Here is a 12104-nt window from a genome sequence, read left to right on the forward strand (position 1 = left end):
CGGGGGAAGAGAGAATCTCGCCGGCTTATCACCGCCCCCCCCCCGGCTCGGGACCTTACCCTGCTCTTTGTCGGGAACCGCCTCTTCCCGATCCTTCCCCAGTCGACCCGTCCCCCCCGGCCAAACAGCGGCTGACCGTCCGGGCCTGCTTGCGCGCCGCGCGCAGGCAAGAACCCCGGGCTGGGAGCATCCAACTGGTCTACCGGGAAAAGAGGTGAGGGGTAAAGAGAGTAGCTTCTATGCAGAAAAAATCTCTCACAACAGCCATTCATATTTGCGCTTGCCGTAAATAATGCGGCGGATCTGCACTGTATCTGACTTTATAACAAAGAACACTATATAGTTTTCTACAATCAAGTAGCGATAGCCTTTAGCCTTCAGAGCGACATCCCGCACAAAGGGACACCGCTCGGGCATTTCGGAGAGACTGCTGATTTTTTCTGTAATCAAACCGTAGTATTTGATTGCAGCCTGTGGTGACAGTGTATTGAGGTAGCTGACAATATCCTTTAAGTCCGTTTTGGCATGCAAATATATCCTGATTTTATACTTGCCCATGCACGCTGCTTCTCAACTGCTTTGCAACCTCAAAAAAATCCTCACCTTCTGCACCGTTTGCGATTTCTTCCTCTGCTTCGGCAAGCTTTATGTACAAGCTTATGAGTGCCTGCTGCCGCTCGTAGGTTTCAACGCTCATCACAACCATATCACCGACACCGTTTTTAGTAATAAAAACCGGCTCTCGTGATGTATGGCAAAACTCTGAAATGTCATTGGTGTTATTTCTTAAATCAGAAATCGGTCTAATGTTCGGCATATTCAAACGCTCCTTGTATCAATATTTATGCTCATATTATATCAGAATTTTGAGAGGATCGTCAACGAACAAAATATTATAATTTTTCTTCCTGCAGGGCCGGCTTCAGATCCAACCTAAGCGTTGTCGACGGCCGCTCCTTAAAGAGACAATTCCCTATGCATGGCTCGTGGAAAGAATCATAAGTCCCGGAAGGCCGTAATGACAAAACTTTATGTCTACGGGCGAACTCTCATAATTTAATTCCCTAACCTGGACGAGCCAGAACCAAGAAGTAAATCATAATATGGACAAATTGGTTTGCAGCGGTCTCGTGATGCAGCCTCCCTTTTAGAATTTTGGTCTTTTCCTGTCTGTTTCCCCAAGACGCAGGTCCGGCAGCTATTATTTATCAAGTCATACGAAGTTACACCTCCTGCAAACCTAACCCATAACCATGCATTGTAAAAACCAAATTGACCAAGCAACTATCCAAAAGCTTAATCATTTTCAATTTTGACCAAGGTTTTGCAATATCTCATGGTAGCGCCTGGTTGCCAGATCGCTTGGCTCCCCTTTTTTGCAGAAAGTAAACCCGGCCAACTTCCGGTTAGGCCTTTCCACTACAACCTTCCCATTAATTAACTTGGATGCTAAAACTCCAAGCGCCTCCAAAAATCGCCGGTCTTTTTTTGCCCGGTCATAGAAAGACAGAACGTAAACATAGAAAAAAAGGTTGTATTGGGAGAAAGGATAATCGACTTGCCGAAATAGGGTGCCAATTCCATAATGACAGGGACCGAGCGGCTTGCGGGTCGTCCAATGCCCAAGCAAGAAATCCACGGTTTTTTCAAGAGATTCGTCTTGGTTTAGGAAAGATGTAAATCTGAAAGCATCTAACGCTGACAATGTTGGACCGGGATTGGAAAACTCCGTTTCCGGGCCTCTCCCAAAGGAAAACTTTTTACAACGCCAACCACCGTCACTGTGCCGGGTTTCCAAAAGGTAATCAAATGTTCTTTGGAGCCTGCTATCAGAAGCATAGCCTAAGTGGCATAGAACCCTGGCGGCATTAATGGTATGGCAAGGGTAGATCGCACCCTGTGGTGAAAGTTTAAACCGTCCGTCTTGCCGCCATAAACTGAAAATCAGGCCGGCAACCTCTTTCAATACAGGTTCGGAAGGGGCCATGCCCAACTCCGACAGCATTAATACGCAATCGAGGGTGGAAAACGGGCTTCCCTTGGCCAGCCGCCTGTCGGGAGTGGTCCAGTAATCACCATCGTTATCATAACGCTTTGCCAGAACGGCATTGACATCAGCTTGGTACTGCTCTGCCACTGTCATAGCCGTTTAACCCCCTTGCAACCTGAAATTAAATCTGTGTTAGCGGTCAAGTCCATTTTTCCCTGTAAAAGTGGATAATATTTTTCATTCTTTCAGCTCACCTCTCCAAGAGTTTTTGGCTCTGTATCCAGCATAGCCAGTGCTTCTTTCAACCGATCCAGCCAAGCGATCTTGGTCAGCGTGAAGGCCCCTTTCCTCCCTCGTTTCACCGCCCGGATCAGTAGCGAAAAGACCAGCCTGAGGGTGGCTTGAGCTCCTCTTTCAAACCGGAAACCAAGGCAGGACAGGCCTCCTGGTATTTGACCCCCACACGCCTAGCCAACCGGAGAGCGGTTTGGAAATCCTGATAGGCATAGGAAGGGATGGGTGTGGTCGTATTGGGTGGGAACTTCGGTTTATCGTCCGTTACCCGTGGATCGTATTTTTTGGTATCCCCTCCAAAAACGCCTCGATGTTGGTGAGGGTCGTGTCCAGGATCCGCTGGAGGGCTTCATTGCTGAAAAAGGCGATATGAGGCGTAAGGACCAGGTCTTCTCTTCTCAGAAGAGAGACATCACCGAAAGGCCAGGATTTTTTTGCCCCGCTTTTTTTATCAGCGAGAAGTTCCCGGTCTTCCCTGATGAATTCCTCACCTTCGAGCACATCCAGACCCGCTCCTCTAAGCCATTTATCGTCGAGAGAGCGGATCAAGGCTTCCGTATCCACCAGGCCGCCTCGGGAGGTATTGATGAGGAGGCCGCCCTGCTTCATACGTTGCAGGGTCTGGGCATTGATAAGGTGTCGCGTGCCGGAGGTCAACGGGACGTGTAAGCTGATGATGTCCGAACGTTCCAACAGGTCCTCGAAAGAGACATAGGTGAACCCCATAACATCGGCCAGGATTTCGTTTGGTTTGACGTCATTGGCCAGGACGCTCATGCCGAAACCCCGGGCGATTTTGATCACGTGGACGCCGATCCGTCCTGTTCCAACGACTCCGAGGACTTTGCCCTCGAGATCGAAACCCTTAAGGCCGTCTATGGAAAAATTGCCCTCACTCGTTCGCAGATACGAACGGTGTATATTTCGGGAAAGCGCCAGAATAAGAGCGAATGTATGTTCGGCAACGGTGTTTTCACCATAGAGGGGGACATTGCTTACGGTAATGTTTTTTCCCTGGCAGGCGGCGAGATCGATATGGTCAAAACCAGTGGAACGGGTAGCGACCAGGCGGAGACGGGGAAGCGCTTCGATGCGTCGCCGGTTTAGCTCGGAATAGATAAACGGAGAAAGAACCTCGACATCCTGGATTTGATCGAGGATTTCGTCCGTGAGCGGGACCTCGAAAAAATTTGTTTCATGGTTTTTCAGGTGGTTTTCCAGAAATTGTTGCTCGAAAGGCTTGGTTTCGAAGAAAGCCATTTTCATGGGGTTTTTACCTCGCTTTCCGGATTTTTTGCACTCAGGGGACAGGAGGAACAGATCGATTCTTGGTCAACGAAATCGATAACGGTATAGCGTGGTTGAATGTTTCGATCAAGCCATTTGAGGGCGAAGGCCGCAACAACCAACGAAGCGATGACCGCAATGCTAATGATCGCCGTATTTCCTGTTACCAGCCGAATGGAAAAATAAGCGCTGGATACCAGCAAGAGGGGCATGAGGTATAAACTGAAGGCAATGATCATGGCCGTCCGGTCTTCGATTTCCACCAGGACCGTGTCACCCGGAGCGGCGTCCAGGAGGTTTTTGGCCCGGACCTGGAAGGACGCTTTGCCGTAATCGTCAAGAAGCGGTACACTCAAGGGGCATTTGTCCTTTCCACAGCCGGCTCCTCGCTGCATTTTCACCAACGCATAGCCATTATCAAGAGCGAGCACTTCACCGGGTTTTATCATACCGATTCCTTCCTTTGGAGATCTGGAGGGACTAATTATACCCTGGTACTATTCTATGATCAGTTTGCAATAAACTCCAGTGGCCGCGGAATTCCGTTTTCATCATTTTTTCCGGGCACGAAACCTCGTAAGGCGCTCTCCGTATATTAATGTTATTATTAGTCCCCGATTTTCTCTGCGTTTTCTTAAGGCGGCCGGGTTGGTTGTCCTCTTTTTCGCTTTGTACAATGTCAATTTCCAGCTCAACGCTCTGGGGATGTGGACCTTCCGCGATCCGGGATTCCGCAGCCGGGTTGCCATGAGGACCTCGGTGGATGGGGAGATGGTCCACGACTTGCCTCCGGTGATCGACGGGAAACAGGTTATCACCATGGAAACATCTGCCTTTGGATATACGCTCAATTTTTTCCGGGTGTGAGAAAGGAGTGCCTGTCCGCTGGGAAATGATCGACCGGGGTTTCAGTGGCAGCACGAATGCAATAATCTCGCGATATCTTTTTGAAGGTTCGGTTGACCTGGTGCGGGGTGGTACGGCCGTTGTAGAGTTTATGCCGCCTTCCGGGGTCAGTTCAAGTTCAGTTGCCCATCACCTCTCTTACAGTCTGACCGTCGCTTCAGATTCTCTTGACAAAACCGCATGAACCTGATAGTTTATCAAATCCATAGGTAAAGTAGTATATGAGAGGTGAAGACCAATGAGAAAAAAGAGGATAAAGCAGGTCATTGGCCGGTCATGAAACTATCGACAAAAACCCGTTACGGCCTCCGGTTCATGATGTATCTCATAAAACGCCATGGGAACGAACCGGTGCAATTAGCCGAGGTCAGCCGGAATGAAGAGATTTCATTGAAATATCTCGGGCAAATCGCTTCTCAGCTACGGGTGGCCGGGTTGATCCGTTCCACCAGGGGCGCGGGTGGTGGCTATCAACTGGCTCGGGATCCCGGGGCGATTACCTTGAAAGATCTGGTGGAGACCCTGGAAGGCGGTATTTTCCTGGTGGATTGTCTGGATGGAAAACCTTGTACTCGGAGCACCCAATGTCTGGCCCGGGAAGCGTGGGAGGATGTCAGTAAGATGATGGCCGAGGTATTGCAATCTTTTTCATTACGGGACATCGTTAGTTTGTATGGCTTCAAAAAAACCGCGGTCGATTACAACATCTAAGATCTCAAGCGAACTTGAATGGGCGATTTCATGATGATTTTCAGCCTGGAAGCTTCTCCCTTACATTGGATGATACACCTGAGAAAGGACAGAACAACATGCCGGGTATCGTGGAAAATATTACTGGATTGGTAGGTAACACGCCTCTGGTTCGAGTGAACCACCTGGCTGAGGGCTGTGGAGCGGACGTGCTGCTCAAGCTGGAAATGTACAATCCTCTGGCCAGCGTCAAGGATCGGATCGGCCTGGCTATGATCGAGGCCGCCGAGCGGGAGGGACTGATCACCAAAGACACTGTGATCATTGAACCGACCAGCGGGAATACAGGGATCGCCTTGGCGTTTGTTTGCGCGCAGCGAGGCTACCGGCTGATCCTGACCATGCCTGAAACCATGAGCGTCGAGCGGCGCAAACTGCTCAAGGCTTTCGGGGCGGATTTGGTGCTTACCGAAGGGACGAAGGGCATGCGGGGCGCGATCGAGAAAGCAGAGGAACTGGCCGCCCAAACACCGGGTGTTTTCGTACCCCAGCAATTCAAGAATCCGGCCAATCCGGAAATTCACCGTCGGACCACGGCGGAGGAGATCTGGCGGGACACCGGGGGAAGGGTGGATATTCTGGTCGCCGGGGTCGGTACGGGAGGAACGATCACCGGTGTGAGCGAGGTGATCAAAGCCCGCAAGCCTTCTTTTCAAGCTATTGCCGTAGAGCCGGCCGATTCCCCGGTCCTTTCGGGGGGCAATCCCGGTCCTCATAAGATTCAGGGTATCGGAGCGGGGTTCGTACCGGATGTCCTGAACACCGCCGTAATCAATGAGATTATTCAGGTTCGCCATGAGGATGCTGGAATCATGGCCCGCCGCTTGGCCAGGGAAGAAGGCATTCTGGGTGGTATTTCCACCGGGGCGAACCTCTGGGCGGCTTTACGGGTTGCCCGCCGGGAGGAGAACCGGGGCAAGATGATCGTGACCATCGCTCCGTCTTCCGGTGAACGGTATCTCAGTACCTGGTTGTTTGAAGAATAACTGGAAAAGAAACAGGAGGATTCCGGTGAACGAAGAGACGAAAAGCACAGCGCACTTCGAAACCCTGGCGCTTCACGCCGGTCAAACGATTGATTCCGATACCCTTTCCCGGGCGGTCCCGGTCTTTCGGACCAGTTCGTATGTCTTTAAAAGCACCGAACATGCGGCCAACCTTTTTTCTCTGGCTGAACTGGGGTATATTTACACCCGGCTGATGAACCCCACGCACGATGTCCTCGAAAAACGGATGGCCGCTCTGGAGGGAGGAGCGGCCGCCCTGGCGGTCGCTTCCGGGACTGCGGCCATCTTCTATTCAGTCATCAACCTGGCCCGCTTTGGTGATGAGATCGTCTCGGCGAACAATCTCTACGGGGGTACCTTCACCATGTTCAATGACATCCTCCCCCAGTACGGCATCACCACACGCTTTGTGGACCCCAAAGAACCGGCGGACTTCGACCGGGCCGTCAACGGTAAAACCCGGGCTATTTTTATCGAAACCATCGGGAACCCCGCTCTGGACTTCACCGATATCGAAGCGGTGTCCCGGATTGCCCGGAAGCACCATCTTCCGCTCATTGTCGATGGGACGTTTACCACGCCTTATCTCCTGTGCAGCATCAAACACGGTGCCGATATCGTCGTCAATTCACTGACCAAGTGGCTGGGTGGACACGGGACCGGAGTAGGAGGGATCGTTGTCGATTCGGGGACCTTCGACTGGACTGACCCGAAGTTTGTCCTCTTCAACGAACCGGACCGGAGCTATCACGATATCCGCTTTGCCCAGGACCTGGGCCCGCTTAATCCGGTGGCCTTTGTTCTGCGGATGCGGCTGGTCCCCCTGCGCAATCTCGGTGCCTGCCTGTCCCCGGATAACGCCTGGATATTTCTGCAGGGGATCGAAACCCTGCCTCTGCGCATGGAACGTCACTCTCAAAACGCCCAGGCCGTTGCCGAGTTTTTGATCGACCACCCCAGGGTCGACTGGATTCGTTATCCCGGATTGACCGGCGATCCCACCTATCCGGTAGCCAGCCGGTACCTTCATAAAGGCTTCGGGGGGATGGTGGTCTTCGGGATCAAGGGTGGCAAAGAAGCCGGTCAACGGTTTATCGAATCTCTCCGGTTGTTCTCACACTTGGCCAATGTGGGAGACGCGAAAAGCTTGGCCATCCATCCGGCGACTACCACCCATTCCCAACTCACACCCGAAGATCAGCTGCAGGGAGGGATCCGGCCGGACCTCATCCGTCTGTCCGTTGGGATCGAACATATCGACGACATTATCGGCGATCTCGCACAAGCCCTGGAAAAAAGTTGAGAGGTGAACCCGGATGCCGATCAAGATCCCGAACAGTCTCCCGGCGAAGCATACCCTGGTCAATGAAAATATTTTTGTCATGGATGAAGACCGGGCCTTTCATCAGGATATCCGGCCCCTCCAGATCGCCATTCTCAATCTGATGCCCACCAAAATCGTTACCGAAACCCAGCTTCTGAGACTCCTGGGTAATTCTCCGCTTCAGGTGGAGATCACCCTGCTTCAGACCGGATCCTATGCCGGACGCTACACCCCGGCCGAACATATGTTGGCTTTCTACCAAACCTTCGAAGAGATTCGGGAAAGGCGCTTTGATGGGTTGGTGATCACCGGGGCACCGGTGGAACATCTCCCCTTTGAGGAAGTGACGTACTGGAATGAATTGTGTTCGATCATGGAATGGTCGAAGCACAATGTTTTTTCCACGTTTCATGTCTGTTGGGGAGCCCAGGCTGGCCTGTATTACCATTATGGGATACCCAAATATCCCCTCCCCGCCAAGATGTTCGGTGCCTTTCCCCACACCGTAAACCGGAAGCATGTCCGACTCTTCCGGGGTTTTGACGATGTCTTCTTCGCGCCTCACTCGCGACATACCGAGATCCGGCGGGAGGATATCGCGCGGGTTCTTGATCTCGAAATTCTTTCCGAGTCCGCGGAGGCGGGCGTGTATATCGTGGTCAGCCGGGATGAGCGCCAGGTATTCGTTACCGGTCACTCGGAATACGATCCGTTGACCCTGCATAGCGAATATGAACGGGACATCGCCAAAGGGTTGTCGATAGACGTTCCCCGCAACTACTATCCCGACGATGATCCGTCCCGGGAACCGGTCGTGCGTTGGCGGGGTCATGCCAACCTCCTGTATGTCAACTGGCTTAACTACTATGTCTACCAGGAAACACCCTATGATTTGGGAGAATTGAGGCGGTGAATGGGCGAAGAGCCGTCGCGCTGTTTTCCGGCGGTCTCGACAGCCGGCTGGCCGCTCTCCTGGTGGCCCGGCAAGGTATCGCGGTCACGCTGGTCCATTTCGTCACCGGTTTCGCACACGTAAAAGGGCTCGCAGAGAGTCGGAATTCCCGGATTAGTTTCAGCCGGAAATTCGGTTTGGAGTTGCGGGAAATATCGATCGAAGATGAATTTCTCGGGATTATCGAGAACCCCCGCTTTGGGTGGGGAAAAAATCTGAACCCCTGCGTGGACTGCAAGATTATGATGTTGCGCAAGGCACGTACATTACTGAGCGAAATCGAAGCCGATTTTATCGTCAGTGGAGAGGTGCTTGCCCAACGCCCGATGTCCCAGCATGGACCGGCGCTTCGTTTGATCGAAAAAGAAGGCGGCCTGACCGGCCTCTTGCTCCGGCCTCTTTCCGCCCGCCTGCTTCCGTCCACCATCCCGGAAGAACAGGGCTGGATTGACCGGGACCGTCTGGGCGGATTCTCCGGACGGAGCCGAAAACCCCAAATGAACCTGGCCCGTATCATCGGCCTTGCGGAGTATCCTCCCCCGGCTGGAGGATGTTTATTGACCGACCGCCGTTTTTGCGATAAATTACGGGATGTTCTGCTCCGGGGTTCTCTCACTCCCGCAGAAGTAAGGCTCCTGAAGGTGGGCCGGCATTTCCGGCTGAGTGACCGGGTGAAGCTGGTGGTCGCCCGGGACGAAAAGGAGGGGTTCATGCTTCAGGAACTGTCCCGGCCGGATGATTGGCTGTTTTACCCCGCGAGCAAGAAGGGACCCTTGGCCCTGGCCCGGGGATTGGTGTCTGAGGCTGAGGAAACGACGGCAGCCCGCTTGGTCGGTTTTTATTCCCGGTTTCCGGACGGAGTCCCCCGGGTGGTGGTCGTTCCGGGAGGGGAGGAAGAATACAGCGTAATTGTCCCGCCTCTTTCCAAAGGGGAAATGGAGGTAATGCGTCTTTGAACGATCGGCAAAGAAGTGGTGACCACGGGATGACTCTTCCTGTTCTCCCGGAAATCGTCGCTCAAAAATACCAGAGGCTTCGGGAGATCCTGGCGACCTGGAACAGCGTCCTGGTGGCATTTTCCGGAGGAGTGGACAGCACCCTCCTCCTGCGGGTCGCTTCAGAGGTGCTGCCCGGCGAGGTCTGCGCCGTTTATGAAGACTCTCCGCTCAACCCGGTTCGGGAAGGGGAAGCGGCCCGGCGGCTGGCCGAAGATTTGGGTGTGCCTCTGCGGGTCGTTACCTCGGAGTCGGATGATCCGCGTTTAACGCGCAATGATCGGGATCGTTGTTACTGGTGTAAACACGGGCTCTTTTCCCGCCTGGTATCGATCGCTGCCGATGGAGGGTTTCAGCAGGTTGTCGAGGGGAGCAATGTCGATGATCTTTCAGATTACCGGCCGGGAAGACGGGCCCTGCAGGAATTGAATATCCCCAGTCCCCTCCTGATGGCTGGTTTGAGCAAGGGAGAAATCCGCACTCTCGCGCTGGCTCTGGAACTTCCCAACTGGAACAAACCCGCTCAGGCCTGCCTGGCCAGCCGGATACCCTATGAGACCTCCATCACGCCGGAACTTTTGCGACAGGTGGAAACGGCGGAAGAAGTCCTGCGGGAAATGGGTTTTTCCCGTTACCGGGTCCGTCACCATGGCGCCGTCGCCCGTATCGAGGTGGATCAGAGTGAGTTTTTCCGGATTCTGGACGATAAGATTCGTGAATCCATCGTCGAAGGAATTCGCCGGGCCGGGTACAGCTATGTGACCCTGGATCTGGCCGGTTACCGGACAGGAAGCATGAATGCGGTCCTTTTCAATGCAATATCCTCGGAAAACGAAATTTGAAACAATTGAGGAAGCTTTCGCCTCTGGGCTTGATTTTTGCGTCGATCATCATGTGGTCTTCGGCCTTTGCCGGAATCCGGGCCGCCCTGGTTGCCTATCCTCCCGGACACCTGGCCTTTTTCCGTTTCCTGGTGGCCTCATTGGTTCTGGGGATCTATTCCCTCACCGGCGATATCCGTCTTCCGGACCGGAAGGACATTCCCATTCTCGGTCTTCTTGGATTTTTGGGGATCACCGTCTACCATATCGCTTTGAGTTATGGACAACTCACCGTCACCGCCGGATCGGCCAGCCTGCTTATTGCCTCGAGCCCGGTTTTCATCGCCCTTCTGGCTCATTTTTTCCTGGGCGAGCGTTTGAGCCGGTGGGGGTGGACCGGAATAGCCGTGAGCTTCCTGGGTGTGGTCCTCATCGCCCTGGGGGAAGGCGGGATCTTCCAATTCGAACGGGGTGCTTTTCTGGTCCTTACCGCCGCGGTGTCCACCAGTCTGTACTTTGTCTTTCAAAAACCGTACCTGTGTAAATACAGCGGCCTTGAGCTCACCACCTATATCATTTGGGCGGGGACCCTGTTCATGGCTCCTTTTCTATCCGGATTTTTCCGTACGCTGATCCAGGCTCCTTTCCAATCCACCGCCGCGGTAATTTATCTGGGTGTTTTCCCCGCCGCTCTGGCCTATGTTTTGTGGACTCAGGCTTTTTCCCGGTATCCGGCTTCGCGCATGGCCAGCTTTCTCTATCTGTCCCCGGTCCTGGCTATTCTGATCGCCTGGCTCTGGCTGAGCGAAGTGCCGACTTGGTTATCGCTGGTCGGTGGCGGGATCGTTTTGGGCGGAGCGGGATTGGTGAACCTGAAAGGACGGGTCAGCGAGCGTCCGAAAAGGGTAAAGGGCAGGGAATACCGCCTGCTTGACTAGAGGATATCCGGTTCGCCTCAGAGATCGGGAAGGCCTTCAACCAACATCTATTCCACCATTCAGGGCTGGTAAACGGCGCCTGGAAAAGCGTTCCGATCGCCCGGAGTGTTTTTGCCTGCGGCGTGGTCTTCGGGGCCCTCTCCCGCCAAACGGGGCTTTGCCCCGCCCAGGCTCTCATGATGAGCAGCCTGGTTTTCGCTGGTTCGTCACAGCTTGTAGCTCTCGATATGTGGAGGGTTCCCCTGCCTGTTCTCCCCATCATCTTTACGACACTGGTGGTGAACCTCCGCTATCTCCTGATGGGTGCCGCGCTTGATCCCTGGTTTTCCCGGCTGCTTCCCGGTAAATGGTATATCCTGCTGGGGGCGTTCTCGGGTAGCCCCGTGGGAATGATGAGCCGCCGTGATGATTGAGAGCCGGGTTTTTATCATCATCCTCGGCATGGTCGCTGTCACCTGCCTCACCCGGGCCCTGGGTTTCTGGTTAGTCGGTCGCTTTCCTCTGTCTCGGCGTCTGGAAGCTTGGTTCTGCTATATCCCCGCAACGGTGCTCATCTCCATTGTGGTGCCGAGGATCACCCAAGGCGGTTTCGCGGAAGCGATCGCCGCCGGCGTGACGGTCCTCTTGGCCCTGCGGTCCCGGAATCTGTTGTTGTCCATGTTCGGAGGGATTTTAGTGGTTTGGATCATGCGGCAATTTCTTTAATTTCCAAGTGCCAGGTCTAATTCCTTCGCCTTTAGGCGAAGAGCTTTGAGCACCTTGAAAACAGTGTCCCCTACCGGTACCATATCCCGGTGAGGTGAAACAACATGTCCGACTACCGGAAGGGGAGCCATACCG

General features: G+C 53.6%; 16 protein-coding genes. 11 read left to right on the forward strand and 5 right to left on the reverse strand.

What is annotated here, in order from left to right; genetic code table 11:
* Nucleotides 1-218, forward strand: a 218-nt coding sequence (locus tag VLH40_07480) for a hypothetical protein (GenBank protein ID HSV31843.1), incomplete at its 5' end; no start/stop codon positions are given.
* 37 nt (nucleotides 219-255) lie between these two features.
* Here VLH40_07480 and VLH40_07485 read toward each other — a convergent pair.
* The 5 genes from VLH40_07485 to VLH40_07505 form a co-directional block, all read right to left on the reverse strand.
* Complete coding sequence (locus tag VLH40_07485) at nucleotides 256-558, reverse strand: type II toxin-antitoxin system RelE/ParE family toxin (protein ID HSV31844.1); 303 nt, start codon at nucleotides 556-558, stop codon at nucleotides 256-258.
* Nucleotides 545-817, reverse strand: a complete 273-nt coding sequence (locus tag VLH40_07490; GenBank protein ID HSV31845.1) for a type II toxin-antitoxin system Phd/YefM family antitoxin — start codon at nucleotides 815-817, stop codon at nucleotides 545-547. The genes VLH40_07485 and VLH40_07490 overlap by 14 nt, the downstream gene beginning before the upstream one ends.
* A 489-nt stretch (nucleotides 818-1306) precedes the next feature.
* Nucleotides 1307-2143 (reverse strand): hypothetical protein, encoded by an 837-nt coding sequence (locus VLH40_07495; protein ID HSV31846.1) that lies wholly within the window; start codon nucleotides 2141-2143, stop codon nucleotides 1307-1309.
* A 405-nt stretch (nucleotides 2144-2548) separates the two neighbouring features.
* Nucleotides 2549-3550, reverse strand: a complete 1002-nt coding sequence (locus VLH40_07500) for a hydroxyacid dehydrogenase (GenBank protein ID HSV31847.1) — start codon at nucleotides 3548-3550, stop codon at nucleotides 2549-2551.
* On the reverse strand, nucleotides 3547-4020 hold the full coding sequence (locus VLH40_07505) for a SoxR reducing system RseC family protein (GenBank protein ID HSV31848.1): 474 nt from the start codon (nucleotides 4018-4020) through the stop codon (nucleotides 3547-3549). Before VLH40_07505 ends, VLH40_07500 begins: the two co-directional genes overlap by 4 nt.
* A 199-nt stretch (nucleotides 4021-4219) precedes the next feature.
* Here VLH40_07505 and VLH40_07510 point away from each other — a divergent pair, with 199 nt between their 5' ends.
* From VLH40_07510 to VLH40_07555, 10 genes are all read left to right on the forward strand, one after another.
* The gene (locus VLH40_07510; protein HSV31849.1) at nucleotides 4220-4438 is read left to right on the forward strand and encodes a hypothetical protein; all 219 of its coding nucleotides are present in this window, start codon (nucleotides 4220-4222) and stop codon (nucleotides 4436-4438) included.
* A gap of 315 nt (nucleotides 4439-4753) precedes the next feature.
* Nucleotides 4754-5188, forward strand: coding sequence for an Rrf2 family transcriptional regulator (locus VLH40_07515; protein ID HSV31850.1), 435 nt, complete (start codon nucleotides 4754-4756; stop codon nucleotides 5186-5188).
* A 65-nt stretch (nucleotides 5189-5253) separates the two neighbouring features.
* Entirely contained in the window at nucleotides 5254-6213 is a 960-nt protein-coding gene (cysK, locus tag VLH40_07520) for a cysteine synthase A (protein ID HSV31851.1), read from the forward strand.
* Between the two features lie 25 nt (nucleotides 6214-6238).
* Nucleotides 6239-7537 carry an aminotransferase class I/II-fold pyridoxal phosphate-dependent enzyme gene (locus tag VLH40_07525; GenBank protein HSV31852.1) on the forward strand — a complete coding sequence of 433 codons (1299 nt, stop codon included), beginning with the start codon at nucleotides 6239-6241 and terminating at the stop codon, nucleotides 7535-7537.
* Between the two features lie 13 nt (nucleotides 7538-7550).
* A complete protein-coding gene (gene metA / locus VLH40_07530; protein ID HSV31853.1) occupies nucleotides 7551-8471 on the forward strand; it encodes a homoserine O-succinyltransferase in 921 nt (306 codons plus the stop codon).
* Nucleotides 8468-9466, forward strand: a complete 999-nt coding sequence (locus tag VLH40_07535; protein ID HSV31854.1) for a hypothetical protein — start codon at nucleotides 8468-8470, stop codon at nucleotides 9464-9466. Before metA ends, VLH40_07535 begins: the two co-directional genes overlap by 4 nt.
* Nucleotides 9463-10347, forward strand: a complete 885-nt coding sequence (gene larE, locus VLH40_07540) for an ATP-dependent sacrificial sulfur transferase LarE (GenBank protein ID HSV31855.1) — start codon at nucleotides 9463-9465, stop codon at nucleotides 10345-10347. Before VLH40_07535 ends, larE begins: the two co-directional genes overlap by 4 nt.
* Nucleotides 10344-11264, forward strand: a complete 921-nt coding sequence (locus tag VLH40_07545) for a DMT family transporter (GenBank protein HSV31856.1) — start codon at nucleotides 10344-10346, stop codon at nucleotides 11262-11264. Before larE ends, VLH40_07545 begins: the two co-directional genes overlap by 4 nt.
* 95 nt (nucleotides 11265-11359) lie before the next feature.
* Entirely contained in the window at nucleotides 11360-11677 is a 318-nt protein-coding gene (locus tag VLH40_07550) for an AzlC family ABC transporter permease (GenBank protein ID HSV31857.1), read from the forward strand.
* On the forward strand, nucleotides 11670-11969 hold the full coding sequence (locus tag VLH40_07555; protein HSV31858.1) for an AzlD domain-containing protein: 300 nt from the start codon (nucleotides 11670-11672) through the stop codon (nucleotides 11967-11969). Before VLH40_07550 ends, VLH40_07555 begins: the two co-directional genes overlap by 8 nt.
* Nucleotides 11970-12104: the final 135 nt, after the last annotated feature.

The organism is Atribacteraceae bacterium, from assembly GCA_035477455.1.
In the GTDB taxonomy this organism is placed as follows: Bacteria; Atribacterota; Atribacteria; order Atribacterales; family Atribacteraceae; genus DATIKP01.

Bases quoted from the DNA above. Each gene is read 5' to 3' on its own strand.
- VLH40_07485 (HSV31844.1), bottom strand. From the start codon at position 558: ATGGGCAAGTATAAAATCAGGATATATTTGCATGCCAAAACGGACTTA.
- VLH40_07490 (HSV31845.1), bottom strand. From the start codon at position 817: ATGCCGAACATTAGACCGATTTCTGATTTAAGAAATAACACCAATGAC.
- VLH40_07495 (HSV31846.1), bottom strand. From the start codon at position 2,143: ATGACAGTGGCAGAGCAGTACCAAGCTGATGTCAATGCCGTTCTGGCA.
- VLH40_07500 (HSV31847.1), bottom strand. From the start codon at position 3,550: ATGAAAATGGCTTTCTTCGAAACCAAGCCTTTCGAGCAACAATTTCTG.
- VLH40_07505 (HSV31848.1), bottom strand. From the start codon at position 4,020: ATGATAAAACCCGGTGAAGTGCTCGCTCTTGATAATGGCTATGCGTTG.
- VLH40_07515 (HSV31850.1), top strand. From the start codon at position 4,754: ATGAAACTATCGACAAAAACCCGTTACGGCCTCCGGTTCATGATGTAT.
- metA (HSV31853.1), top strand. From the start codon at position 7,551: ATGCCGATCAAGATCCCGAACAGTCTCCCGGCGAAGCATACCCTGGTC.
- VLH40_07555 (HSV31858.1), top strand. From the start codon at position 11,670: ATGATTGAGAGCCGGGTTTTTATCATCATCCTCGGCATGGTCGCTGTC.